The 23788-nt window shown below is 67.6% G+C and carries 38 protein-coding genes; 2 read left to right on the top strand and 36 right to left on the bottom strand.

Annotated features, from left to right (window positions below):
* Nucleotides 1–148: 148 nt before the first annotated feature.
* From ACIQ6R_RS01325 to ACIQ6R_RS01175, 31 genes are all read right to left on the bottom strand, one after another.
* Nucleotides 149–1171: a DNA-directed RNA polymerase subunit alpha gene (locus ACIQ6R_RS01325; RefSeq protein ID WP_003966937.1), complete on the bottom strand. Its 1023-nt coding sequence runs from the start codon at nt 1169–1171 to the stop codon at nt 149–151.
* A 143-nt stretch (nt 1172–1314) separates the two neighbouring features.
* Nucleotides 1315–1719: a 30S ribosomal protein S11 gene (gene rpsK / locus ACIQ6R_RS01320; RefSeq protein ID WP_003948617.1), complete on the bottom strand. Its 405-nt coding sequence runs from the start codon at nt 1717–1719 to the stop codon at nt 1315–1317.
* Between the two features lie 65 nt (nt 1720–1784).
* A complete protein-coding gene (gene rpsM / locus ACIQ6R_RS01315) occupies nt 1785–2165 on the bottom strand; it encodes a 30S ribosomal protein S13 (RefSeq protein ID WP_279560360.1) in 381 nt (126 codons plus the stop codon).
* A gap of 220 nt (nt 2166–2385) precedes the next feature.
* The gene (gene rpmJ / locus ACIQ6R_RS01310; RefSeq protein WP_003974245.1) at nt 2386–2499 is read right to left on the bottom strand and encodes a 50S ribosomal protein L36; all 114 of its coding nucleotides are present in this window, start codon (nt 2497–2499) and stop codon (nt 2386–2388) included.
* A 68-nt stretch (nt 2500–2567) separates the two neighbouring features.
* Nucleotides 2568–2789, bottom strand: coding sequence for a translation initiation factor IF-1 (gene infA / locus ACIQ6R_RS01305; RefSeq protein WP_004927214.1), 222 nt, complete (start codon nt 2787–2789; stop codon nt 2568–2570).
* A 183-nt stretch (nt 2790–2972) separates the two neighbouring features.
* A complete protein-coding gene (gene map, locus ACIQ6R_RS01300; RefSeq protein ID WP_404217945.1) occupies nt 2973–3809 on the bottom strand; it encodes a type I methionyl aminopeptidase in 837 nt (278 codons plus the stop codon).
* Between the two features lie 132 nt (nt 3810–3941).
* A complete protein-coding gene (locus tag ACIQ6R_RS01295; protein WP_404217943.1) occupies nt 3942–4595 on the bottom strand; it encodes an adenylate kinase in 654 nt (217 codons plus the stop codon).
* Complete coding sequence (gene secY / locus ACIQ6R_RS01290) at nt 4595–5908, bottom strand: preprotein translocase subunit SecY (protein WP_404169010.1); 1314 nt, start codon at nt 5906–5908, stop codon at nt 4595–4597. Before secY ends, ACIQ6R_RS01295 begins: the two co-directional genes overlap by 1 nt.
* Nucleotides 5909–6150: 242 nt before the next feature.
* A complete protein-coding gene (gene rplO / locus ACIQ6R_RS01285) occupies nt 6151–6606 on the bottom strand; it encodes a 50S ribosomal protein L15 (RefSeq protein WP_043381011.1) in 456 nt (151 codons plus the stop codon).
* A gap of 2 nt (nt 6607–6608) precedes the next feature.
* The gene (gene rpmD / locus ACIQ6R_RS01280; protein WP_003974250.1) at nt 6609–6791 is read right to left on the bottom strand and encodes a 50S ribosomal protein L30; all 183 of its coding nucleotides are present in this window, start codon (nt 6789–6791) and stop codon (nt 6609–6611) included.
* A gap of 2 nt (nt 6792–6793) precedes the next feature.
* Nucleotides 6794–7399, bottom strand: a complete 606-nt coding sequence (gene rpsE, locus ACIQ6R_RS01275; protein WP_004927232.1) for a 30S ribosomal protein S5 — start codon at nt 7397–7399, stop codon at nt 6794–6796.
* Nucleotides 7400–7442: 43 nt separating this feature from the next.
* The gene (rplR, locus tag ACIQ6R_RS01270; protein WP_121748663.1) at nt 7443–7826 is read right to left on the bottom strand and encodes a 50S ribosomal protein L18; all 384 of its coding nucleotides are present in this window, start codon (nt 7824–7826) and stop codon (nt 7443–7445) included.
* A 3-nt stretch (nt 7827–7829) separates the two neighbouring features.
* Nucleotides 7830–8369: a 50S ribosomal protein L6 gene (gene rplF, locus ACIQ6R_RS01265; protein WP_003974253.1), complete on the bottom strand. Its 540-nt coding sequence runs from the start codon at nt 8367–8369 to the stop codon at nt 7830–7832.
* Between the two features lie 24 nt (nt 8370–8393).
* Complete coding sequence (gene rpsH / locus ACIQ6R_RS01260) at nt 8394–8792, bottom strand: 30S ribosomal protein S8 (protein WP_026248232.1); 399 nt, start codon at nt 8790–8792, stop codon at nt 8394–8396.
* A gap of 209 nt (nt 8793–9001) precedes the next feature.
* Entirely contained in the window at nt 9002–9187 is a 186-nt protein-coding gene (locus tag ACIQ6R_RS01255) for a type Z 30S ribosomal protein S14 (protein WP_003948630.1), read from the bottom strand.
* Nucleotides 9188–9192: 5 nt separating this feature from the next.
* Nucleotides 9193–9750, bottom strand: a complete 558-nt coding sequence (rplE, locus tag ACIQ6R_RS01250; protein WP_404169007.1) for a 50S ribosomal protein L5 — start codon at nt 9748–9750, stop codon at nt 9193–9195.
* Nucleotides 9750–10073 (bottom strand): 50S ribosomal protein L24, encoded by a 324-nt coding sequence (gene rplX, locus ACIQ6R_RS01245; RefSeq protein ID WP_003974256.1) that lies wholly within the window; start codon nt 10071–10073, stop codon nt 9750–9752. Before rplX ends, rplE begins: the two co-directional genes overlap by 1 nt.
* A gap of 2 nt (nt 10074–10075) precedes the next feature.
* A complete protein-coding gene (gene rplN, locus ACIQ6R_RS01240; protein WP_030831680.1) occupies nt 10076–10444 on the bottom strand; it encodes a 50S ribosomal protein L14 in 369 nt (122 codons plus the stop codon).
* Nucleotides 10445–10546: 102 nt separating this feature from the next.
* Nucleotides 10547–10834, bottom strand: coding sequence for a 30S ribosomal protein S17 (rpsQ, locus tag ACIQ6R_RS01235; protein ID WP_055418364.1), 288 nt, complete (start codon nt 10832–10834; stop codon nt 10547–10549).
* Nucleotides 10834–11058, bottom strand: coding sequence for a 50S ribosomal protein L29 (rpmC, locus tag ACIQ6R_RS01230; protein WP_003998824.1), 225 nt, complete (start codon nt 11056–11058; stop codon nt 10834–10836). The genes rpsQ and rpmC overlap by 1 nt, the downstream gene beginning before the upstream one ends.
* Nucleotides 11058–11477: a 50S ribosomal protein L16 gene (gene rplP / locus ACIQ6R_RS01225; protein ID WP_004927269.1), complete on the bottom strand. Its 420-nt coding sequence runs from the start codon at nt 11475–11477 to the stop codon at nt 11058–11060. Before rplP ends, rpmC begins: the two co-directional genes overlap by 1 nt.
* Before the next feature lie 5 nt (nt 11478–11482).
* The gene (gene rpsC / locus ACIQ6R_RS01220) at nt 11483–12322 is read right to left on the bottom strand and encodes a 30S ribosomal protein S3 (protein ID WP_055418365.1); all 840 of its coding nucleotides are present in this window, start codon (nt 12320–12322) and stop codon (nt 11483–11485) included.
* A complete protein-coding gene (gene rplV, locus ACIQ6R_RS01215; RefSeq protein ID WP_003974262.1) occupies nt 12322–12669 on the bottom strand; it encodes a 50S ribosomal protein L22 in 348 nt (115 codons plus the stop codon). Before rplV ends, rpsC begins: the two co-directional genes overlap by 1 nt.
* A 43-nt stretch (nt 12670–12712) precedes the next feature.
* Complete coding sequence (gene rpsS, locus ACIQ6R_RS01210; protein WP_003974263.1) at nt 12713–12994, bottom strand: 30S ribosomal protein S19; 282 nt, start codon at nt 12992–12994, stop codon at nt 12713–12715.
* A gap of 12 nt (nt 12995–13006) precedes the next feature.
* Nucleotides 13007–13843 carry a 50S ribosomal protein L2 gene (gene rplB / locus ACIQ6R_RS01205; RefSeq protein WP_030400225.1) on the bottom strand — a complete coding sequence of 279 codons (837 nt, stop codon included), beginning with the start codon at nt 13841–13843 and terminating at the stop codon, nt 13007–13009.
* 40 nt (nt 13844–13883) lie between these two features.
* Nucleotides 13884–14303, bottom strand: a complete 420-nt coding sequence (gene rplW / locus ACIQ6R_RS01200; RefSeq protein WP_007443985.1) for a 50S ribosomal protein L23 — start codon at nt 14301–14303, stop codon at nt 13884–13886.
* The gene (rplD, locus tag ACIQ6R_RS01195) at nt 14303–14959 is read right to left on the bottom strand and encodes a 50S ribosomal protein L4 (RefSeq protein ID WP_386312461.1); all 657 of its coding nucleotides are present in this window, start codon (nt 14957–14959) and stop codon (nt 14303–14305) included. The genes rplW and rplD overlap by 1 nt, the downstream gene beginning before the upstream one ends.
* An 8-nt stretch (nt 14960–14967) precedes the next feature.
* Nucleotides 14968–15612 (bottom strand): 50S ribosomal protein L3, encoded by a 645-nt coding sequence (gene rplC, locus ACIQ6R_RS01190; RefSeq protein WP_104634712.1) that lies wholly within the window; start codon nt 15610–15612, stop codon nt 14968–14970.
* Between the two features lie 16 nt (nt 15613–15628).
* On the bottom strand, nt 15629–15937 hold the full coding sequence (gene rpsJ, locus ACIQ6R_RS01185; RefSeq protein WP_003948644.1) for a 30S ribosomal protein S10: 309 nt from the start codon (nt 15935–15937) through the stop codon (nt 15629–15631).
* Between the two features lie 500 nt (nt 15938–16437).
* Entirely contained in the window at nt 16438–16908 is a 471-nt protein-coding gene (locus ACIQ6R_RS01180) for a hypothetical protein (RefSeq protein ID WP_404217940.1), read from the bottom strand.
* 271 nt (nt 16909–17179) lie between these two features.
* Nucleotides 17180–17827: a hypothetical protein gene (locus tag ACIQ6R_RS01175; protein WP_404168986.1), complete on the bottom strand. Its 648-nt coding sequence runs from the start codon at nt 17825–17827 to the stop codon at nt 17180–17182.
* 669 nt (nt 17828–18496) lie between these two features.
* Between ACIQ6R_RS01175 and ACIQ6R_RS01170 the strand changes: the two genes are divergently transcribed.
* Together ACIQ6R_RS01170 and ACIQ6R_RS01165 are read left to right on the top strand one after the other, a co-directional pair.
* Nucleotides 18497–18853: a MerR family transcriptional regulator gene (locus ACIQ6R_RS01170; RefSeq protein ID WP_404168983.1), complete on the top strand. Its 357-nt coding sequence runs from the start codon at nt 18497–18499 to the stop codon at nt 18851–18853.
* A 50-nt stretch (nt 18854–18903) separates the two neighbouring features.
* The gene (locus ACIQ6R_RS01165) at nt 18904–19263 is read left to right on the top strand and encodes a hypothetical protein (protein WP_404168980.1); all 360 of its coding nucleotides are present in this window, start codon (nt 18904–18906) and stop codon (nt 19261–19263) included.
* Nucleotides 19264–19350: 87 nt separating this feature from the next.
* Here ACIQ6R_RS01165 and ACIQ6R_RS01160 read toward each other — a convergent pair whose 3' ends face one another.
* The 5 genes from ACIQ6R_RS01160 to gdhA form a co-directional block, all read right to left on the bottom strand.
* Nucleotides 19351–19659 (bottom strand): SCO5918 family protein, encoded by a 309-nt coding sequence (locus ACIQ6R_RS01160; RefSeq protein WP_404168977.1) that lies wholly within the window; start codon nt 19657–19659, stop codon nt 19351–19353.
* Between the two features lie 52 nt (nt 19660–19711).
* A complete protein-coding gene (locus tag ACIQ6R_RS01155; RefSeq protein ID WP_404217938.1) occupies nt 19712–20122 on the bottom strand; it encodes a CBS domain-containing protein in 411 nt (136 codons plus the stop codon).
* Between the two features lie 45 nt (nt 20123–20167).
* The gene (locus ACIQ6R_RS01150) at nt 20168–21661 is read right to left on the bottom strand and encodes a DEAD/DEAH box helicase (protein ID WP_404217936.1); all 1494 of its coding nucleotides are present in this window, start codon (nt 21659–21661) and stop codon (nt 20168–20170) included.
* A gap of 227 nt (nt 21662–21888) precedes the next feature.
* Nucleotides 21889–22092, bottom strand: coding sequence for a cold-shock protein (locus ACIQ6R_RS01145; protein ID WP_003974279.1), 204 nt, complete (start codon nt 22090–22092; stop codon nt 21889–21891).
* 321 nt (nt 22093–22413) lie between these two features.
* Nucleotides 22414–23772 (bottom strand): NADP-specific glutamate dehydrogenase, encoded by a 1359-nt coding sequence (gene gdhA / locus ACIQ6R_RS01140; protein WP_404217933.1) that lies wholly within the window; start codon nt 23770–23772, stop codon nt 22414–22416.
* Nucleotides 23773–23788: the final 16 nt, after the last annotated feature.

Raw genomic sequence — 23788 nt, 5'->3', positions numbered from 1 at the left:
CGTCGGAGATCCGAGGCACCTTTTCAAGCGCCCCGGAGGGTCCGCGCCCCGAAGGGGCGCGGGGCGGTGTCGGCATGCGACTCCGTCGCGTGGGCGCGACCGGCCCCTACGGACCGGCAGCCGCAGTACGGCCCTCCTCGCGGAGCGCTCAGTACTGCTCGGTCTCGACGAAGCCCGCGTCCGCGTCGTCGTCCGCGCCGAAGGCGTCCGCGGCGGCGGTCGGGTCGAACCCGGGAGGCGAGTCCTTGAGCGCGAGACCCATACCCGCGAGCTTGGCCTTGACCTCGTCGATGGACTTCGCACCGAAGTTGCGGATGTCCAGCAGGTCCGCCTCGGAACGCGCGACGAGCTCGCCCACGGAGTGGATGCCCTCACGCTTGAGGCAGTTGTACGAGCGGACGGTCAGCTCGAGCTCCTCGATCGGGAGCGCGAGGTCGGCCGCCAGCGCGGCGTCCGTCGGGGACGGACCCATGTCGATGCCCTCGGCGTCGATGTTCAGCTCGCGGGCGAGGCCGAACAGCTCGACGAGGGTCTTACCGGCCGACGCCATGGCGTCGCGCGGCCGCATGGCCTGCTTGGTCTCGACGTCGACGATCAGCTTGTCGAAGTCGGTGCGCTGCTCGACACGCGTGGCCTCGACCTTGTACGTGACCTTGAGAACCGGCGAGTAGATCGAGTCGACCGGGATGCGCCCGATCTCCTGACCGACCTGCTTGTTCTGCACGGCGGAGACGTAGCCGCGACCGCGCTCGACGGTCAGCTCCATCTCCAGCTTGCCCTTGCCGTTGAGCGTGGCGAGGACGAGGTCGGGGTTGTGCACCTCGACACCGGCCGGGGGCGCGATGTCGGCGGCGGTGACCAGACCCGGGCCCTGCTTGCGCAGGTACATCACAACCGGCTCGTCGTGCTCGGACGACACGACCAGCTGCTTGATGTTGAGGATCAGGTCGGTGACGTCCTCCTTGACGCCCGGCACGGTGGTGAACTCGTGCAGGACACCGTCGATGCGGATGGACGTGACCGCCGCACCCGGGATCGAGGAGAGGAGCGTACGGCGCAGGGAGTTGCCGAGGGTGTAACCGAAGCCCGGCTCCAGCGGCTCGATGACGAACCGGGAGCGGAACTCGTCGACGACCTCTTCGGTCAACGAGGGACGCTGAGCGATCAGCATGTGGTGATCCTTCAGTCAGGGGCGCCCGCTATTTGACGCCCGACTAGTACTGCAAGGGTACGGGCGATACGACCCGAAAGAGCCGTACCGCCCGGAAAACCCTGGTGAAGCGAGATCAGACGCGTCCGGCGGGACGCGGCGGATCAGACGCGACGACGCTTCGGCGGACGGCAGCCGTTGTGCGGCGTCGGGGTGACGTCCTGGATCGAGCCGACCTCGAGGCCGGTCGCCTGGAGCGAACGGATGGCGGTCTCACGACCGGAACCCGGGCCCTTGACGAAGACGTCGACCTTGCGCATGCCGTGCTCCTGCGCGCGACGGGCAGCCGACTCGGCGGCCATCTGCGCGGCGAACGGCGTGGACTTCCGCGAGCCCTTGAAGCCGACGTGGCCGGCGGAGGCCCAGGAGATCACGTTGCCGGTCGGGTCCGTGATGGACACGATCGTGTTGTTGAACGTGCTCTTGATGTGCGCGTGGCCGTGAGCGACGTTCTTCTTTTCCTTGCGGCGCACCTTCTTGGCAGCGCCCTGACGTCCCTTGGGGGGCATGTCTTCTCCTACGGGAGGTGGTCGGTCCTACAGCGAAGACCGCTGGACGGCGAGTCCGCTGCGGACTACTTCTTGCCCGGCTTCTTCTTGCCGGCGATGGCGCGACGCGGGCCCTTGCGGGTACGCGCGTTGGTGCTGGTGCGCTGACCGCGGACGGGCAGACCGCGACGGTGGCGGAGACCCTGGTAGGTGCCGATCTCGACCTTGCGGCGGATGTCGGCCTGGACCTCGCGACGGAGGTCACCCTCGGTCTTGATGTTGTTGTCGACGTACTCGCGGATCGCGACGAGCTGCTCCTCGGTGAGGTCACGAACACGGGTGTTCGGGTCCACCTCGGTGGCAGCCAGCGTCTGCTGCGAGAGAGTCCGGCCGATGCCGAACACGTAGGTGAGGGCGATCTCGACGCGCTTTTCGCGCGGGATGTCAACACCGGAAACGCGTGCCATTCAATGGCTCCAGTTGATCTTCGGAGGTCTTCCACAGAACCGGTCTCCGGCCGCCGGCCTCTTCACGCTGTGGCACCGCCACAGTCGAAGATTTGGTACGGCACGGGTCCCCGGCCTCCGAACCGGGGGTGTCGGACGCCTCGGCGTCCGGGTCCTGCGTATGAACAATTCAGCTCGCGTCGCGCGAAGTCTTGCGAATCGCGGAGGGAACGGTCGTGCGTCAGCCCTGGCGCTGCTTGTGGCGCGGGTTGTCGCAGATGACCATGACCCGACCGTGACGGCGGATCACCCTGCACTTGTCGCAGATCTTCTTGACGCTCGGCTTGACCTTCATGGGTGTGAGGTTCTCCGGGTCAGTTGCCGGCGGCCCCGCGCGGAACCCGCGCGAGACGTGGGCAAGATCTACTTGTACCGGTAGACGATCCGGCCACGCGTCAGGTCGTACGGAGACAGCTCCACCACGACCCGGTCGTCAGGGAGGATGCGGATGTAGTGCATGCGCATCTTGCCGCTGATGTGAGCCAGGACCTGGTGGCCGTTCTGGAGCTCGACCCTGAACATGGCGTTCGGAAGAGACTCGACGACAGTGCCCTCGATCTCGATGGCACCTTGCTTCTTGGCCACGCTTCGCCCTTCGAATCGACTACCTTGATCGACTCCCCTGCACCGTACGAGTGCATGCAGGCATGCGGGTGCACGAGAGCCGACGAGTCAGTCTACGTCAGCACACCCGGAAAGGCGAAACGAGGTAGCCTGCCCCACCGGGGTGATCGTTATGCGACGGCAACCGCCCCGGGCACAGAGCCCTCACGCGGCCGGATCCGGCGCCGCCGTCACGCCCAGCTCCGCCAGCTTCGCCTTGCCGCCGTCAGGAGCCGTCAGGACCAGGGGGCCCTCCTCCGTGAGGGCCACGGAGTGCTCCCAGTGGGAGGACCAGGTGCCGTCCGTCGTGATGACGGTCCAGTCGTCCTCCAGGACCTCCGTGCGCGGGGTGCCGAGGGACACCATCGGCTCGATGGCCAGGCAGAAGCCGGGGACCAGCTTCGGGCCCTTGCCGCGCCGGCGGTCGACGTAGTTCAGCAGGTGCGGGTCCATGTGCATCTCGGTGCCGATGCCGTGACCGCCGTACTCCTCGATGATCCCGTACTTGCCGCCACCGGGCTTCGGCTGGCGGCGGATGTACGTCTCGATGGCCCGGGACACGTCGACGAGCCGGTTGCCCTGCTTCATGGCCGCGATGCCCGCCCACATCGACTCCTCGGTCACCCGGGAGAGCTCGACCAGCTCCGGGGAGTGGCCGGAGCCGACGAAGGCCGTGTACGCGGCGTCGCCGTGCCAGCCGTCGATGATCGCGCCGCAGTCGATGGAGATGACGTCGCCGTCCTTGAGGACGACGTCGTCGGACGGGATGCCGTGGACGACGACCTCGTTCACGGACGTGCAGATGGTCGCCGGGAAGCCGCCGTAGCCGAGGAAGTTCGGCTTGGCGTTGTGCTCCGTGAGCACCTTGCGGGCGACCTGGTCCAGGTCCTTGGTCGTGGCGCCGGGCACGGCGGCCTCGCGCGTGGCCGCGTGGATGGCGGCGACGACCAGCCCCGCCTCACGCATCTTGGCGATCTGCTCGGGGCTCTTGATCTGCACCATGGGGACTGCGGCCTTTCTGGACCGGAGAGCGAGGGGAACGCTTCCAACGATACGGGGCGGGGACCGGCCCCACCCCACAGCACAGCCGCGGCCCCTGAGCGAGGGACCGCGGCTGCAGCCTGACTGTGAGGACTACTGGTCGCGCTTGAGCGCCTCCAGCGCACGGCCGGTGACCTCGGCCACCGGTCCCGTCGCGGCGATGGTGACGACCAGGCCCTGCGCCTTGTAGTAGTCGATGATCGGCTCAGTCTTCGTGTGGTAGACCTCGAGCCGCTTGCGGACCGTCTCCTCGGAGTCGTCGTCCCGCTGGTACAGCTCGCCGCCGCAGACGTCGCAGACGCCTTCCTTCTTCGACGGCGAGTACGTCTCGTGGAAGACGTGCGACGGCTCCTTGCGGCACAGGCGGCGGCCGGCGATCCGCTTGACGACCTCGTCCTCCGGTGCCTCCAGGTCCAGCACCGCGTCGAGCTTCATGTCCTCGGTCTCGAGCAGCTCGTCCAGCGCCTCGGCCTGGGAGACGTTGCGCGGGAAGCCGTCCAGCAGGAAGCCGCCCTCGGCGTCGGGCTGCTCCATGCGGTCCTTCGCCATGGCGATGGTCACCTCGTCCGGTACGAGGTTGCCGGCGTCCATGTACGACTTGGCGAGCTTGCCCAGGTCGGTCTGCTGACTGATGTTCGCGCGGAACAGGTCACCCGTGGAGATGTGCGGAATGTGCAGCGTCTCGGCAAGGCGGGTGGCCTGCGTTCCCTTACCGGCACCCGGCGGCCCGACGAGGACGATTCGCATCAGCGGAGGAACCCTTCGTAATTGCGCTGCTGGAGCTGGCTCTCGATCTGCTTCACCGTCTCGAGACCCACACCCACGATGATGAGGATGCTGGTCCCGCCGAACGGGAAGTTCTGGTTTGCCCCGAAACCGGCCAACGCCATTGTCGGTACGAGAGAGATCAGGCCCAGATACAGCGAACCCGGCCAGGTGATCCGGTTGAGTACGTAGCTCAGATACTCAGCGGTCGGTCGGCCAGCCCGGATGCCCGGGATGAACCCACCATACTTCTTCATGTTGTCCGCGACTTCCTCGGGGTTGAACGAGATCGCCACGTAGAAGAAGGCGAAGAACACGATCAGGAGGAAGTACAGAGCGACGTGCGACGCGGCCTCGGGGTCGGCCAGGTTCTTCTGGATCCAGACGGCCCAGCCCGCCTGCGAGCCGGAGAACTGGACGATCAGAGCCGGAATGTAGAGCAGCGACGAGGCGAAGATGACGGGGATGATGCCCGCCTGGTTCACCTTGAGCGGGATGTACGTGGACGTACCGCCGTAGGAGCGGCGGCCGATCATCCGCTTCGCGTACTGCACCGGGATGCGGCGCTGCGCCTGTTCGACGAAGACGACCAGGCCGACCATGACGAAGCCGACGAGCATGACGATGCCGAACTCGATCCAGCCGCCCGCCAGCGTGCCCTCCTGCTTGATGGCCCACAGAGCGGAGGGGAAGGTCGCGGCGATCGAGATGAACATCAGGATCGACATGCCGTTGCCGATGCCGCGGTCGGTGATCAGCTCACCGAGCCACATGACGGTGGCCGTACCGGCGGTCATGGTGACCACCATGACGATGGTGGTGAAGATCGCCTGGTCGGGCACGATCTGACCGGCGACGGTGCAGCCGGAGAACAGGGCGCCGCTGCGGGCGGTGGCGACCAGGCCGGTGCCCTGGAGGACGGCGAGCGCGATGGTCAGGTAGCGGGTGTACTGCGTGATCTTCGCCGTGCCCGCCTGGCCCTCCTTCTTCAGGGCCTCCAGGCGCGGGATGACCACGGTCAGCAGCTGCAGAATGATGCTCGCCGTGATGTACGGCATGATGCCGAGCGCGAAGACCGTGATCTGCAACAGGGCGCCGCCGCTGAACATGTTCACCAGGCCGAAGATGCCCTGGTTGCCGGACGCCTGGTCCACACACTCCTGGACGTTCTTGTAGTCGACGCCTGGGATGGGGATGTGGGTACCGAGCCGGTAGACCACGATGATGCCGAGCGTGAAGAGCAGCTTCTTGCGCAGGTCGGGCGTCTTGAACGCCCGGGCGAACGCGGTGAGCACGGTGCCTCCTGCGACCCCCGCGCTACTGCGTCAAGGGTGACGGTCTTGAGGATTCGACTGACGACTAAGTAAGTAACGGTCAACTGCCGCCCAGGGTGCCCCATGTGACGCACCCGTGAAAGAGGGCAGCGCAGGCCACCTTACCGGCGGGAGTACTTTCCTTGGAACGACCAACCGGGGATACCCCTTTTGTGGGGCATCCCCGGTTGGGATCGCTCAAGTCATCGAGACGCCTGAAGGGTTCAGACGAGCTCGGTGACGGTACCGCCGGCGGCGGTGATCTTCTCCTTGGCGGAGCCGGAGACGGCGTCGACCGTCACCTGCAGCGCCACGGAGATCTCGCCCTGGCCGAGGACCTTGACGAGGCTGTTCTTGCGAACGGCACCCTTGGCCACCAGACCCTCGACGGTGACCTCGCCACCCTCGGGGTAGAGCGCGGCCAGCTTGTCGAGGTTCACGACCTGGAACTCGGTCTTGAACGGGTTCTTGAAGCCCTTCAGCTTCGGAAGACGCATGTGGAGGGGCATCTGGCCACCCTCGAAGCGCTCCGGCACCTGGTAACGGGCCTTCGTACCCTTGGTACCACGACCGGCCGTCTTACCCTTCGACGCCTCACCACGACCCACACGGGTCTTGGCGGTCTTGGCGCCCGGGGCGGGACGGAGGTTGTGGATCTTGAGCGGGTTCTGCTCACCCATGATCAGTCGACCTCCTCGACCGTCACGAGGTGGCGGACGGTGTGCACCATGCCGCGGAACTCGGGGCGGTCCTCCTTGACGACCTGCGTGTTGATCCCCTTGAGACCAAGGGAACGCAGGGTGTCACGGTGGTTCTGCTTGCTGCCGATGTAGGACTTGACCTGCGTAATCTTGAGCTGCGCCATGATTACGCACCCGCCCCGGCACGTGCACGGAGAAGAGCCGCGGGAGCGACGTCCTCGAGCGGCAGACCACGGCGGGCCGCGATCTCCTCGGGACGCTGCAGACCCTTGAGGGCCTCCACGGTCGCGTGCACGATGTTGATCTGGTTGTCGGAGCCGAGAGACTTCGACAGCACATCGTGAATACCGGCGCACTCGAGCACGGCGCGCACCGGACCACCGGCGATAACACCGGTACCCGGGGACGCGGGCTTGAGCAGCACGACGCCGGCAGCCTTCTCACCCTGGATGGGGTGCGGGATGGTGCCCTGGATACGGGGGACCTTGAAGAAGTGCTTCTTGGCCTCCTCAACACCCTTGGCGATGGCGGCCGGCACCTCCTTGGCCTTGCCGTAACCGACACCCACGGTGCCGTCACCGTCGCCCACCACGACCAGCGCGGTGAAGCTGAAGCGACGACCACCCTTCACAACCTTGGCGACGCGGTTGATCGCGACGACGCGCTCAACGTAAGCGGTCTTCTCGGCGGCAGCTGCGCCGCCGTCACGGCCCTTCCGGTCCCGCCGCTCGCCGCCACCGGCACCGCCACCGCGGCGCTGGGGTCCAGCCATTGGAATTACCTCTCTCTGTTTCCGCTAGCGATACGGAACCGGGTCAGAACTTCAGACCGGCTTCGCGGGCGGCGTCCGCCAGGGCGGCGATGCGCCCGGCGTACTGGTTGCCACCGCGGTCGAAGACCACGGCCTCGACACCCGCGGCCTTGGCGCGCTCGGCGACCAGGGCGCCGACCTGCTTGGCCTGAGCGGACTTGTCGGCCTCGCCGCCACGGATCGAGGTGTCCAGGGTGGACGCCGACGCAAGGGTGTGACCCTTGAGGTCGTCGATCACCTGGGCCACGATGTGGCGGTTCGAGCGGGTAACGACCAGACGGGGACGCTCCGCCGTACCCGAGAGATTCTTGCGAATCCGGATGTGACGGCGCTTGATCGCGGCGCGCTTGTACGCGTCGCCCTTGAGGATCTTCTGTCCGTATGCCATGGCTTACTTACCCGCCTTTCCGACCTTGCGGCGGATGACTTCGCCCTCGTACTTGACGCCCTTGGCCTTGTACGGGTCGGGCTTGCGCAGCTTGCGGATGTTGGCCGCAACCTCGCCGACCTTCTGCTTGTCGATGCCCTCGACCGAGAAGTGGGTCGGGTTCTCCACCTTGAAGGTGATGCCCTCGGGGGCCTCGACCAGGATCGGGTGGCTGTAGCCGAGGGAGAACTCCAGGTTCGAACCCTTGGCGAGCACGCGGTAACCGACACCGCTGATCTCGAGCTTCTTCACGTAACCCTGGGTCACGCCGGTGATCATGTTCGCCACCAGCGTGCGGGACAGGCCGTGCAGGGCCTTGCTCTGACGCTCGTCGTTGGGGCGGGTGACGTTCAGAACGCCGTCCTCACCCTTGGCGATGTCGATCGGCGCCACGACGGTGTGAGTCAGCGAGCCCTTCGGGCCCTTGACCGAGACCGTACGGCCGTCGATGGTGACGTCCACGCCGGCGGGAACCGCGATGGGGAGCTTGCCGATGCGCGACATAGCTGTTTCCTCCGTTCCCTTCCGCTACCAGACGTAGGCGAGAACTTCTCCGCCTACGCCCTTCTTGCCGGCCTGCTTGTCGGTGAGGAGCCCGTGCGACGTGGAGATGATCGCCACGCCGAGGCCACCCAGCACCTTGGGCAGGTTGGTGGACTTCGCGTACACCCGGAGACCGGGCTTGGAGATCCGCTTGATGCCCGCGATGGAGCGCTCACGGTTCGGGCCGAACTTCAGCTCGAGGACGAGGTTCTTGCCGACCTCGGCGTCCTCGGTCTTCCAGCCCGTGATGAAGCCCTCCTGCTGGAGGATCTCCGCGATGTGAGACTTGATCTTGGACGCCGGCATCGTCACGGAGTCGTGGTACGCCGAGTTCGCGTTCCGCAGACGCGTAAGCATGTCTGCGATCGGATCAGTCATGGTCATGAATTGGCCTTCGGCCTCTCTCGCCGTGGTTTCCTGGTGCGCCATCCCTCTCCCCGATCCGAGACGGGACGGGTGCGGCGCGGTGGACCTACGGCGTAGTAAGTCGTACGGGCGGCAGACGCCCAACCCCACAAGCCTAAGGCATGCGAGGGCGGGCCCCTGCCGACCCAGATGCTTACCGAGAGCCTGAATAACCCGGAATTACCGGATTACCAGGAGCTCTTGGTCACGCCCGGCAGCTCGCCACGGTGAGCCATCTCACGAAGGCACACGCGGCAGAGGCCGAACTTGCGGTACACGGAGTGCGGACGGCCGCAGCGCTGGCAGCGCGTGTAGCCACGAACACCGAACTTGGGCTTGCGAGCAGCCTTGGCAATCAGAGCCTTCTTCGCCATCTCGCTCACGCCTCCTTGAAGGGGAAGCCGAGGTGACGAAGGAGCGCGCGGCCCTCAGCGTCGTTGGTCGCCGTGGTCACCACGGTGATGTCCATACCCCGGGTGCGGTCGATCTTGTCCTGGTCGATCTCGTGGAACATGACCTGCTCGGTGAGACCGAAGGTGTAGTTGCCACGGCCGTCGAACTGCTTGGGGGACAGACCGCGGAAGTCGCGGATGCGCGGCAGCGCGAGCGACAGGGTGCGGTCCAGGAACTCCCACATGCGGTCGCCACGGAGCGTGACGTGGGCACCGATCGGCTGGCCCTCGCGCAGCTTGAACTGCGCGATGGACTTGCGGGCCTTGGTGACGGCCGGCTTCTGACCGGTGATCGTGGTGAGGTCCTTGATGGCACCATCGATCAGCTTGGAGTCGCGGGCGGCGTCGCCCACACCCATGTTGACCACGATCTTGACGAGGCCGGGGATCTGCATGACGTTCTCGTACGAGAACTCCTCACGCAGCTTGCCCGCGATCTCCTCGCGGTACTTCGTCTTCAGACGCGGAGTGGTGGTGGTAGCCATCAGATGTCCTCACCCGTCCGCTTGGCAACGCGAACCTTGTTGCCCTCGTCGTCGAAGCGGTAACCGACGCGCGTGACGACCTTGTTGCCGTCCTTCTCCACGACCAGCTGGACGTTGGAGACGTGGATCGGGGCCTCGGTGGTCACGATGCCGCCGGCCTGCGAACCGCGAGCGGTCGGCCCGGCCTTGGTGTGCTTCTTGACCCGGTTGACACCCTCGACCAGGACGCGGTCCTCGCGGGGGAAGGCCGCGATGACCTTGCCCTGCTTGCCCTTGTCCTTACCGGTGATGACCTGAACCAGGTCGCCCTTCTTGATCTTCATGCTCACAGCACCTCCGGCGCGAGGGAGATGATCTTCATGAACTTCTTCTCGCGCAGCTCACGGCCCACCGGGCCGAAGATACGGGTGCCGCGAGGGTCGCCGTCGTTCTTCAGAATGACAGCGGCGTTCTCGTCGAAGCGGATGTACGAGCCGTCGGGACGGCGGCGCTCCTTGACGGTGCGAACGATGACCGCCTTGACGACGTCACCCTTCTTCACGTTGCCACCGGGGATCGCGTCCTTGACGGTGGCGACGATGACGTCACCGATACCCGCGTAGCGGCGGCCCGAGCCACCGAGCACACGGATGCAGAGGACTTCCTTCGCACCCGTGTTGTCGGCGACACGCAGCCGCGACTCCTGCTGGATCACGTCTATCTCCTGTTTGTCTGCCGGTTCCCGGCGAGAAGCGTGAGTGCTTCACGCTTCTCGCCGAGCCTGGCGGAACTGACCTGCGGGGTTTTACCGCAGGAATTACTTGGCCTTCTCGAGGACCTCGACGACGCGCCAGCGCTTCGTCGCGGACAGCGGCCGGGTCTCCATGAGGAGGACACGGTCGCCGACGCCCGCGGCGTTCTGCTCGTCGTGAGCCTTGAGCTTGTTGGTACGGCGGATGACCTTGCCGTACAGCGCGTGGGTCACGCGGTCCTCGACGGCGACGACGACGGTCTTGTCCATCTTGTCGCTGACGACCAGACCCTGACGGGTCTTGCGGAAGCCGCGGCCGGCCTTCGTCTCTTCAGTCACGTTGCTCTCGCTCATCAGGCGCTCTCCACCGTCTCGATGCCCAGCTCGCGCTCACGCATCAGGGTGTAGATCCGCGCGATGTCCTTGCGGACGGCCTTGAGCCGACCGTGGTTCTCGAGCTGACCCGTCGCCGCCTGGAAGCGGAGGTTGAACAGCTCTTCCTTGGCTTCGCGGAGCTTCGCGAGAAGCTCCTCGTCACCCAGTTCGCGCAGCTCGGACGCCTTGGTACCGGCCGACATCACGCTTCACCTGCCTCGCGCTTGACGATCCGGCACTTCATCGGCAGCTTGTGGGCCGCACGAGTCAGCGCCTCACGGGCGATCTTCTCGTTGGGGTAGGACAGCTCGAACATGACCCGGCCCGGGTGCACGTTCGCGATCCACCACTCGGGGGAACCCTTACCGGAACCCATGCGGGTCTCGGCCGGCTTCTTCGTGAGCGGGCGGTCCGGGTAGATGTTGATCCAGACCTTGCCGCCACGCTTGATGTGGCGGGTCATCGCGATACGGGCCGCCTCGATCTGGCGGTTGGTCACGTACGCCGGCGTGAGGGCCTGAATGCCGTACTCGCCGAACGCAACCGTCGTACCGCCCTTGGCCTGACCACGGCGCTTCGGGTGGTGCTGCTTGCGGTGCTTGACCCTACGGGGGATCAGCATTTCGGTCAGGCCTCCGTTCCGGTGCTCTCAGCCGGAGCGGCAGCGGCGGCGGGAGCGTCGGCCTTGGGGGCCTCGGCAGCCGGCGCGGACTGCTGCTGCGGCTTGCGACCGCGACCGCCACGCTCGCCACCGCGGCCACCACGGGCCGGGCGGTCGTTGCCACCACGGGCCGGGCGGTTGCCGGCGCGGGCAGCGGCGTTCTCGGCGCGGACCTCGGCGATGTTCTTGACGTCGCCCTTGTAGATCCAGACCTTCACACCGATGCGGCCGAAGGTCGTCTTGGCCTCGAAGAAGCCGTAGTCCACGTTCGCGCGGAGCGTGTGCAGGGGCACACGGCCCTCGCGGTAGAACTCCGAGCGGGACATCTCGGCGCCACCGAGGCGGCCACCGCACTGGATCTTGATGCCCTTGGCGCCGGCCTTCATCGTGCCCTGCATGCTCTTGCGCATGGCACGACGGAAGGAGACGCGGGAGGAGAGCTGCTCGGCGACGGCCTGGGCCACCAGCTGAGCGTCCGTCTCCGGGCTCTTGACCTCGAGGATGTTCAGCTGGACCTGCTTGCCGGTCAGCTTCTCCAGGTCACCGCGGATGCGGTCGGCCTCGGCGCCGCGGCGGCCGATGACGATGCCCGGGCGAGCGGTGTGGATGTCCACACGCACGCGGTCACGGGTGCGCTCGATCTCCACCTTCGAGATGCCGGCGCGCTCCATGCCGGACGTCATCATCCGACGGATGGCGACGTCTTCCTTGACGTAGTCCTTGTACAGCTTGTCGGCGTACCAACGCGACTTGAAGTCGGTCGTGACACCGAGCCGGAACCCGTGCGGGTTTACCTTCTGGCCCATTACCGGGTTCCTTCCTTGCTGCTGACGACCACGGTGATGTGGCTGGTCCGCTTGCGGATCCGGTAGGCGCGGCCCTGGGCGCGCGGCCGGAACCGCTTCAGGGTCGGGCCCTCGTCGACGTAGGCCTCGGAAATGAAGAGGCTGTCGGCGTCGGTGTGGTCGTAGTTGTGCGCGGCGTTGGCGATGGCGCTGTCCAGCACCTTGCCGACCGGCACGCTCGCGGCCTGCGGGGCGAAACGCAGGACCGCCTGAGCCTCCGTGGCATCCATGCCACGGATGAGGTCCACCACGCGGCGGGCCTTCATGGGCGTGACGCGGATGTACCGCGCCTGGGCCCTGGCTTCCATGGTTGTCCCTTCAGTGTTTGTCATGATCTGTCACACCCCGCTACTAGCGGCGCTTCGACTTCCGGTCGTCCTTGACGTGACCCCGGAAGGTGCGCGTCGGCGAGAACTCGCCGAGCTTGTGGCCGACCATGGACTCGGTGACAAACACCGGGATGTGGGTCTTGCCGTTGTGCACCGCGATCGTGTGGCCGAGCATCGCCGGGACGATCATCGAGCGACGGGACCAGGTCTTGATGACGTTCTTGGTACCGGCTTCGTTCTGCGTGTCCACCTTCTTGATCAGGTGGTCGTCGACGAAGGGTCCCTTCTTCAAGCTACGAGGCATCTCAACCCGTCCTTAGCGCTTCTTGTTCGTCTTGCGGCGGCGGACGATGTACTTGTTCGACGCCTTCTTGGGCGAACGAGTACGGCCTTCCTTCTTGCCCCAGGGGGACACCGGGTGGCGACCACCCGAGGTACGGCCTTCGCCACCACCGTGCGGGTGGTCCACCGGGTTCATGACCACACCACGCACGGTCGGGCGAACGCCCAGCCAGCGCTTACGGCCCGCCTTGCCCCAGTTGATGTTGCTCTGCTCGGCGTTGCCCACCTCGCCGACCGTGGCGCGGCAGCGCTGGTCGACCAGGCGGATCTCTCCGGACGGCATGCGCAGGTGGGCCATCGAGCCCTCCTTCGCGAGCAGCTGCACGGAGGCACCGGCGGAGCGGGCGAACTTGGCACCGCCACCGGGACGGAGCTCGATCGCGTGGATCGTGGTACCGACCGGGATGTTGCGGAGCGCCAGGTTGTTGCCCGGCTTGATGTCGGCCCCGGGACCGTTCTCGACGCGGTCACCCTGCTGCAGGTTGCGCGGGGCGAGGATGTAGCGCTTCTCGCCGTCCGCGTAGTGCAGCAGCGCGATGCGCGCGGTGCGGTTGGGGTCGTACTCGATGTGCGCGACCTTCGCCGGCACGCCGTCCTTGTCGTGACGACGGAAGTCGATCACGCGGTAGGCGCGCTTGTGTCCGCCACCCTGGTGGCGAACGGTCACACGACCGGCGTTGTTACGGCCGCCCTTGCTGTGCAGCGGGCGGACCAGCGACTTCTCCGGCGTGGACCGCGTGACCTCGACGAAGTCGGCGACGCTGGAGCCACGACGGCCCGGCGTAGTCGGCTTGTACTTGCGGATTCCCATTTCTCAGTCCTCGTCCGATTCCGGACGATCCGGACCTCCGTCAGGAGGTCGGACCGCCGAAGATGTCGATACGGTCGCCCTCGGCAAGGGTCACGATCGCGCGCTTGCTGTCGGCACGCTTGCCGAAGCCGGTGCGGGTCCGCTTGCGCTTGCCCTGGCGGTTGATCGTGTTGACCCCGGTGACCTTGACCGAGAAGACCGCCTGGACGGCCTCCTTGATCTGGGTCTTGTTGGAGCCCGGCGCGACGATGAACGTGTACTTGTTCTCGTCGAGGAGCGCGTAGCTCTTCTCGGACACGACCGGCTTCAGCAGCACGTCACGGGGGTCCGTGAACGCCTTGCTGGCCGGGGTGACGACAGTGTTCTTGCCCTCGGCCTCGTGGCGACGCGCCTTGGCGACGCGCGCGGCCTTGGCGGCCTTGGCCGCCTTGGAGGCGATGCTCGGGTGACGCGTAGCCATCAGGCTTCGCTCCCTTCGGTGTCAGCGGCCTTGGGGCCAGACACGAAGGACTCGAAAGCGGCCTGGGTGAAGACCACGTCGTCCGAGACGAGAACGTCGTACGTGTTCAGCTGGCCCGGCTCCAGAATGTGGATCTGGGGCAGGTTGCGGGCGGACAGCCACGCGGCCTCGTCGGCGCGGTCGACGACCAGGAGCAGGTTCTTGCGCTCCGAGATCTTGCCGAACAGCGTCCGGGCGGCCTTCGTCGACGGGCTGTCGCCCTCGATGACGCCGGAGACGACGTGGATGCGGTTGTGGCGGGCCCGGTCGGTGAGGGCGTGGCGCAGGGCCGCGGCCTTCATCTTCTTCGGGGTCCGCTGCGAGTAGTCACGCGGCTGCGGGCCGTGGACGACGCCACCGCCGGCGAACTGCGGCGCACGGGTCGAGCCCTGGCGGGCGCGGCCGGTGCCCTTCTGGCGGTACGGCTTCTTGCCGCCACCACGGACCTCGCCGCGACGCTTGGTCTTGTGCGTGCCCTGGCGGGCAGCGGCGTTCTGCGCGACGACGACCTGGTGGATCAGCGGGATGCTGATCTTCTCCACGCCGAAGATCTCCGCGGGGAGCTCGACGCTTCCGGTCTTCTCGCCGGCAGGCGAAAGGATGTCAACAGTGCTCATCGGTTACCTCAGGCCCCCTTGGCCGCAGTGCGGACCAGGACGAGGCCGCCGTTCGGACCAGGAACCGCGCCCTTGATGAGGAGCAGGCCCTTCTCCGCGTCAACGGCGTGAACGGTCAGGTTCTGGGTGGTGACCCGCTCGTTGCCCATGCGACCCGCCATGCGCATGCCCTTGAAGACACGGCCGGGGGTGGCACAGCCACCGATGGATCCGGGCATGCGGTGCACACGGTGGGCACCGTGCGACGCCTTGCCACCCTTGAAGTTGTGGCGCTTCATGACGCCGGCGAAGCCCTTGCCCTTGCTCTTCGCGGTGACGTCGACCTTCACGCCGGACTCGAAGGCCTCAGCGGTGATCTCCTGGCCGAGGGTGTACTCGCTGGCACCAGCGGTACGGATCTCGACGAGGTGACGGCGGGGGGTGACGTCGGCCTTGGCGAAGTGACCCTTGAGGGGCTTGTTCACCTTGCGCGGGTCGATCTCGCCGAAGGCGATCTGGACCGACTCGTAGCCGTCGACGTCGTTCGTACGGACCTGGGTGACGACGTTGGGGCCGGCCTTGACGACGGTGACCGGAACAACACGGTTGTTCTCGTCCCACACCTGCGTCATGCCGAGCTTCTCGCCCAGGATGCCCTTGATCTGCTTGGTCATCTTCAGATCACCGCCCTCAGAGCTTGATCTCGATGTCGACACCGGCCGGGAGGTCGAGTCGCATCAGAGAGTCAACGGTCTTGGGGGTCGGGTCGAGGATGTCGATCAGGCGCTTGTGCGTGCGCATCTCGAAGTGCTCGCGCGAGTCCTTGTACTTGTGCGGCGACTTGATGACGCAGTACACGTTCTTCTCAGTGGGCAGCGGCACCGGGCCCGCGACCGACGCACCAGTGCGAGTCACCGTCTCGACGATCTTCTTCGCCGAAGAGTCGATGACCTCGTGGTCGTAGGCCTTGAGCCGGATGCGGATCTTCTGTCCCGCCATGGCTACTCAGTAGTCCTGTCTCTCGAAACGCTCTGGACCCGGTGGTCCCTTTTCTTCCGCTCCCCCTCCGACCCACGCGGTCGGGCGTGTCGCGCTCTCGCTGAAACGGATGTCCCTCTTCGGGACTTCCCTGCAGTGGGAGTCGCGGGCCCTTCCGGAACCGCAGGCCGGGGGCGAGAGGCCCACCGGGTGCCTGGCCTGCACCCCGCTGACACTTCCCGGAAGATTCCCGTACGTCCGCCCCTGAGCAGGAGCGACGAGTACTGTGGGACTCGCTTCCGGTCCTCCCGGCGGGAGGCGCGCAGCATCGGCACTCGACCGAGCAACCCCGCTAGTCTGCCATACGGGGCGGGAGGCTGGCGAATCGGGGCCGAGGACAATACCCCGGGTGTGGCGAACGTCAAACCACTGCCCCGGCGACCGCGATGTCAGGGCGGCACGTCGGAGATCGGCCCACCGGCGGTCTCGCCGCCAGCGCGTCACAGCCAGTCACTCGCGGGTCAGCGCCGTCGTCGACGCAGAGACTTCCCAGCGTCACGGACCGCGTAGCCGATCTCCGATCGCCAGGTTTCCAGTCTGCCCTGGACCGTGGACACGACCATCCGCCACTTGAGCCACGGCGGCAGCTGCCGGAACGGCACAAAGGTCAAGGTGTCGTCGATGGCGTTCACGGCGATGCTCCCACGGCCGGGGCCTGCCGCCCGCAGCGCGGCGTACAGCTCTGGCGTCAACGCGCCGTTGAGCCGAGCCGCGGTGCCCGCCGCGGTGAACGCGAACCCTCTCTGAGCGACGTCCGGCAACCGCATCGCCCGCACGATCCGAGGCGACACCTCCTCCAGCGAACAGTGGAACGCCAAACCGATGACCGCCGTACCGAGGTGGTCGCCACCACGTTCGAACACGGCGTCCCACTCCTCGGGATCGTCCAGAGCCAGCAGTCGTTCACCGGTCTCCCAGTTCCACTCCGCCACCGTGCCGCTTCCCTGCTCTCACTCACCCGTAGGGCGAATCGTCCTGGTCAGCTGCTCCACCCCGCATGCCGACGGGGCAGAGACCGACGTCCGCCTGCTCCGCGAGGTCCTCGATGATCTCCACGTCCCAGAACGCCGGCGGCGGAGCGCTCCGCCGTCGCTCATGCCCAGGAAGCCGGCTCCCTCGTCCGCCGTGCCTACGGGGTACAGGGGCGTGCCCGCTTCCCGGCTCGCCCTCGCGAACCGCTCGTCCTGCCATTCGGCTGCGCCCTCAGTCCGCGAACCGGAACGTCGACGTGACCGCGTCGAAGATGTCGAAGAAGGAGTCCGCGAGGTCGAGGACCTGGCTGCTGCCCGCGACCAGGGCGACCTTGCCCTCCTGGCCGGGGACCGGGATGTACGTCTGCATCAGGACGGCACGGACGGTGCGGTTCAGGGCGTCACCGGGGACCGGGATGTCCTCGATGCCCTGGGTGCGGGCCGCGGGGCCCACGCCGGGTATGTCGACCGTCGTCACCTCGCGCCAGGAGTCGCCGGGCTTCTTCGCCTCCTTGACGGCGAGCTGGCCCGCGATGGCGGCCGGGTCGGTGGGGAGCGGGTCGCCGGACGACGTGCGGCCGCCGACCAGGGAGACCGTCACCGAGCCGGTGATCGGGGTGTCGCCGCCGAAGCTCTCCGCCATGCAACCGCAGTACAGGGCGCCGGACTTCCACGCGTCGGAGGCCGCCTTCTGGAGGAAGGTGACGTAGGCGCCGCGGGAGGGCTCCAGCTCGGGGTGTCGGCGGACCCGGTCGTCGACCATGCGGCGGATCGAGTCGTCCCGTGACTCCGGGCGTACGTCGAATTCCCACCAGGTTTCCGGGACCTTGATCCGGAACCCGCCGCGCTCGACGGTCAGTGTCTCCGTGTAACGGGCCATGACGTACCCGGCCTCCCCGTTCGTCGCTCGATCAGCTGGTGCGCCATCGTCCCAGTTGTCGCGTCATCGTCCCACCGATCGAGTGACGCCGGGCGCGGGCGGCGTCCGGCAGCGTGCGGCCCGCCCGGCGCGGCATGAGTGGCCTCGATGCAGATAACCGTTCACCCGCTCGGAGCCATATCTGTTGTGGCTGATGTAGACATGCGACCGTCAGTGGGGTTAGGCTCTTGCTGTAGCCAGGAAGTCAGTGAGGCGCGGCAGAGACGAACTGCCCGCATGCAGAACAGTGGTTGCGGTACGGCAGTGGAGTGGCGGGGCCAGAGTTCCCAGGGTCCCCTCGCTGGCTGCCGGACCGGGCGGCCTGTGAGGGCTGCCGACAGTACGCAGGACCAGCATCACCGACAGGCAGGACAGAGAGAGAAGGAGGAGGACGCCATCAGGATCGCCCGGGCGAGAACGTTCTCACCGGGTACCGCAGGCCCCGGAACGGAAGGTGGTCCCACGGTCACGCATCCGCGATCCCTTAACTGCCCGCCCCCCGACGGGGGCCGGTGCGGAAACAGAAGGCCGGCAGTGCAGTAAGCCGGCGGATGGTGTTACAAATCCCTCGGGGCCTTGGTGCCGTACGGCACCAAGGCCCCTCGACGCATTCCCCAAGCAGAGGTGCAGATGACCGCAGACACACCGCTCGACCGAATCGACGACGACGACTACCCCGCGTACACCATGGGGCGGGCGGCCGAGCTGCTCGGCACCACACCCGCCTTCCTGCGGGCCCTCGGCGAAGCCCGGCTGATCACACCCCTGCGCTCCGAGGGCGGCCATCGTCGCTACTCCCGCTACCAGCTGCGGATCGCCGCTCGCGCCCGCGAGATGGTTGACCAGGGCACTGCCATCGAGGCGGCTTGCCGCATCATCATCCTGGAAGACCAGCTCGAAGAGGCCCGGCGCATCAACGACGAACTGCGACGCGATGATGCCGCGGCCTCCGGCGGCAGGACCGGGGGCACACGTACCGCCCGGTAGTGCCACCTCCCAGGTCCGCCCGGGCGGACCAGTGCATAAAATTCGGTCTCATGCCGAAGCCTGACGAGCTGATCGTTGACATCGCCGCCCTTGTGGAGTCGGGGCAGAGCAGTCGGATGTCCTTGACCGTGGTCACCGGTGGTGCCGTCATCACCGGTCGCCTGGCCCCCGAAGCCGTGTGGAGGCGCAGGGTGTCGGAGGTGCTGACGGACTCCGCCGACCTGGGCGACTTCTCCGCCGTCTTCGAGACCCCCGCGAAGAAGGACGGACCACCCACGCATCTGCACTTCCATGTCGCCCGGATCCTCCAGGGCACCATGGGCATCCCGGAGACGGGCGGGATGTACCGCGTGGCGATCGAGGACGTCAGTGCCTGGACCGTGGGGGACTTCAGCTACTCCGACCGCTGAGCCGCTGCTCCCACTGACCCGCTGACCCGCTGACTCACCGACCCGTTCGCCCCCTGCCCTACCGCCGCGCCGAGAACGGCACGGCGGTCAGCGGGGCAGGGGGGCGCCGAGCATCGCCGAGGCCCGCTGGAGCGGGTCGACGATCCTCGCGGTCACGGCCTTGGGGACGGTGCGGCACGTGAAGCCGAGCCGGGCCATGGCCCTGAGGACTTCGCCGTCGCTGAAGTCGCGGCGGTCCTGGCGGGTGATGGCCTGGCCTACCTGCTTGGCGGGATAGTGGCGACGCCCGATGATCACGGAGTCGCCGGTGACGGCCTCCGGCTTGACGCCCTTCATCGTTTCCAGCACGCCGCCCTTGGAGAGCTCGAAGGGAAAGCGGGCGATGACACAGCGCATGATGCCTCACAACGGGAAGAGGTGGAGTGGGGGCCGACCGTGGTGAGGCGGTTCAGCGGGAGAGGGCGAGGACGCCCAGGGCGTTGCCGTACTCGTCGACCACGGGCAGGGCCCCGAGCCGCCGGTGTCGCATCGCGTGTTCGGCTTCGGCCACCGTGGTCAGCGGCGAGGCGAAGGACCCGTCGCCGTCGGCGATGTCGCGCAGGCGGACCCGGTCCGTGTATGCGGAACCGTTCCGCACGGCGGCCAGCCGGGCCCGGGTGACCAGGGCGGTGTACTGGCCGTCCTCGTCGCAGACGACGAGGTGATCCGTGCGGGCGGCGGCCATGACGGACAGCGCCACCTCGACGGTCATGTCGTCCCACACCTGGGGCCCGGCGGCGTCCATGGCGTCGGCGGCCGTCCTGTGCACGGCGTCGGCGTTCGTCGGGGCCGGGCGGGGATGCGTCTGGAGCAGCGTCAAGAGTGCCTCCTGCAGAGATGGGGCGGCTTTCCGATCAGGACGGTTCTACGCTGCCGCGTCGGTGACGGCCCGCCGGGCGGACGCGCGCCGGGTCGCCGCAGCCGGGCGGCGTCGGCCGCGTGAGGTGGCGCCGCGCTTGGGCCGTTCGGCGACCGGAGCGGTGATGACGACCGGGATGCCGGAGGGGGCCTGGGCGCCGGTGATGCGGTGCAGGGCCTCCGCGCCCGCGCGGACCTGGGTGGTCTGCGGGACGATGCCGGCCGTTGCCATGAGGCGGGTCATGGCGCGGCGCTGGCTCGGGGTGACCAGGGTGACGACGCTGCCGGACTCGCCGGCGCGGGCCGTGCGGCCGCCGCGGTGGAGGTAGTCCTTGTGGTCGGTCGGGGGGTCGACGTTGACGACGAGGTCGAGGCTGTCGACGTGGATCCCGCGTGCCGCGACGTTGGTCGCCACCAGCACGGTGACGTGCCCGTTCTTGAACTGCGTCAGCGTACGGGTGCGCTGCGGCTGCGACTTGCCGCCGTGCAGGGCGGCAGCCCGTACTCCGCTGCTCAGGAGGTGCTCGGTGAGACGGTCGACGGCGTGCTTGGTGTCCAGGAACATGAGCACCCGGCCCTCGCGTGCGGCGATCTCGGTGGTGGCCGCGTGCTTGTCGGCGCCGTGGACGTGCAGTACGTGGTGCTCCATCGTGGTGACCGCGCCGGCCGACGGGTCGACGGAGTGCACGACCGGGTCGCTCAGGTAGCGGCGTACGAGCAGATCGACGTTGCGGTCGAGCGTGGCGGAGAACAGCATGCGCTGGCCGTCGGGACGCACTTGGTCGAGCAGCGCGGTGACCTGCGGCATGAAGCCCATGTCGGCCATCTGGTCGGCTTCGTCGAGGACGGTGACGGAGACCTGGTCCAGCCGGCAGTCGCCGCGCTCGATGAGGTCCTTGAGGCGTCCGGGCGTGGCGACGACGACCTCGACGCCACCGCGCAGCGCGCCGGCCTGCCTGCCGATCGACATCCCGCCCACCACCGTGGTCAGTCGCAGCTTCATCGATCGGGCGTACGGCGTGAGCGCGTCGGTGACCTGCTGCGCCAGCTCACGCGTCGGTACCAGGACCAGCCCCAGCGGCTGCCGGGGCTCGGCACGCCGCCCGGCCGTACGGGCCAGCAGGGCCAGCCCGAAGGCGAGCGTCTTGCCGGAACCGGTGCGCCCCCGGCCGAGGACGTCACGGCCGGCGAGGGAGTTCGGCAGGGTCGCCCCCTGGATCGGGAACGGTACGGTCACGCCCTGCGCACCGAGCGCGGCCAGCAGCTCCGCTGGCATGGCGAGATCGGCGAAGCTCGCCGCGGCGGGCAGCGCCGGGGTGACCGTCTTCGGGAGGGCGAACTCGCCCTGCACCGCGGCGGGTCGGCGGCCGCGACCGGGAGAACGACTCGGCCCGCCGGAGCGGCTCGGGGGCGGGAAACCGAATCGGCTGCCGTTCTTGCCCGGGGCGGCGTCGCCGTTCCGAGTGCGGGCGAAGCGGTCGTTCGTGCGTGTGCGGTTCATGCGGAACCTTCCTCGATGCGGCACATATCAAGGAATTCCCGCAGCAGGGACGCATCGAGAATTGCAAGAACAGGCCGAATGAACGGGAATCCGTGTTCGCGGATCTGCGGATTCCTCGCAGCCGTTCCCCGGATGGGATTCGCTGCGGAAAGTAGACGCAGCTGGGGCCCGCACCCCGAGGGATGCGGGCCCCAGCTACGAAATGCGCGTCCGAGGACGCGCCGGCGTCAGGCGAGGACGATGTTCTCGGCCGTCGGGCCCTTCTGGCCCTGCGCGATGTCGAAGTTCACCTTCTGGCCTTCGAGCAGCTCGCGGAAGCCCTGGGCGGCGATGTTCGAGTAGTGGGCGAACACGTCTGCGCCGCCACCGTCCTGCTCGATGAAGCCGAAACCCTTTTCCGCGTTGAACCACTTCACGGTGCCAGTAGCCATGTCTTGTTCTCCTTCGGGGCAGTCCACCGGCGCCCGCACTCTACGGACGCCATGTCGTGGCGATGATCACCCCGCCCGGAAAAGACCGGTGTCAAAGAGCACTTCCGACAGCACAGCGGCCGAACGGGAAGAGCTTTAAATTCGGGAACCACAACCAACTGATATCGACAGTAGCACGTTGCGGCGATCCGTGTGTGTTGAGTAATTCCACTCTGTCCGCTGCGGCAGGGAAACTGTGCGCTCATTCCGTGAAACCCTCATCCCGCGGATGCAGATATAAGGGTGCCCATTTCGCAGAGATGGGCCCGCACGTCGGGTCCGTCAGATGACACCCTGCGCCAGCATCGCGTCCGCCACCCGCTCGAAGCCCGCGATGTTCGCGCCGGTGACGTAGTCGCCGGGAGCGCCGTAGCGCTCGGCGGTCTCGTGGCAGGTGGTGTGGATGCCGTTCATGATGTGGGTCAGTTCTTCCTCGACCCGCGCCGCCGTCCAGGACGTACGGGCGTGGTTCTGCGCCATCTCCAGGGCGCTGACCGCGACGCCGCCCGCGTTGGCGGCCTTGCCGGGGCCGAAGGCGACGCCGGCCTTCTGGAGGAGGTGGACGGCCTCGGGCGTCGTCGGCATGTTGGCGCCCTCGGAGACGGCCTTCACGCCGTTGCGGACGAGGGTGGCGGCGGCGTTCTCGTCCAGCTCGTTCTGCGTGGCCGACGGGAGCGCGAGGTCGGCCGGGACCTCCCAGACGCTGCCGCCGGGGACGAAGCGGGCCGAGGCGCCGCGCCGCTCGGCGTACGTGTCGACCCGGCCGCGCTCGACCTCCTTGATCTGCTTCAGCAGGTCGAGGTCGATGCCCTTCTCGTCGACGACGTAGCCGGAGGAGTCCGAGCAGGTGACGGGGTTCGCGCCGAGGGCGGTGAGCTTCTCGATGGTGTAGATCGCGACGTTGCCGGAGCCGGACACGACCGCCGTCTGGCCCTCCAGGTCCTCCCCGCGCTCGCGCAGCATCGCCGCCGCGAAGAGCACGTTGCCGTAGCCCGTCGCCTCCGGGCGGATCAGCGAGCCGCCCCAGCCCGCACCCTTGCCGGTGAGCACGCCGGCCTCCCAGCGGTTGGTGATCCGGCGGTACTGGCCGAAGAGGTAGCCGATCTCCCGGCCGCCGACGCCGATGTCCCCCGCCGGGACGTCGGTGTGCTCGCCGATGTGCCGGTACAGCTCCGTCATGAACGACTGGCAGAAGCGCATGACCTCCGCGTCGCTCCGCCCGTGCGGGTCGAAGTCGCTGCCGCCCTTGCCGCCGCCGATGCCGAGGCCGGTCAGCGCGTTCTTGAAGATCTGCTCGAAGCCCAGGAACTTGATGACGCCCAGGTTGACGGAGGGGTGGAAGCGCAGGCCGCCCTTGTACGGGCCCAGCGCGCTGTTGAACTCGACGCGGAAGCCGCGGTTGACGTGGACCCGGCCCTTGTCGTCCTGCCACGGCACCCGGAAGATCACCTGCCGCTCCGGCTCGACCAGCCGCTCGACCAGCCCCGGCTCGGCGTACTCGGGACGGGCCGCGAGCACCGGCGCCAGCGTCTCCAGGACCTCGTGGGCGGCCTGGTGGAACTCGGGCTGGGCCGGGTTACGGTGTTCGATCTCGGTGAGCAGGTGGTCGAGCGCGGTCCTGGTCTCGCTTCGCGTCGTCACGGGGGCCCTTTCTGGC

Origin of the sequence: Streptomyces sp. NPDC096048, from assembly GCF_044763415.1 — a bacterium.
Classification (GTDB): Bacteria; Actinomycetota; Actinomycetes; order Streptomycetales; family Streptomycetaceae; genus Streptomyces.
This window is presented reverse-complemented; position numbering and strand designations above follow the sequence as displayed.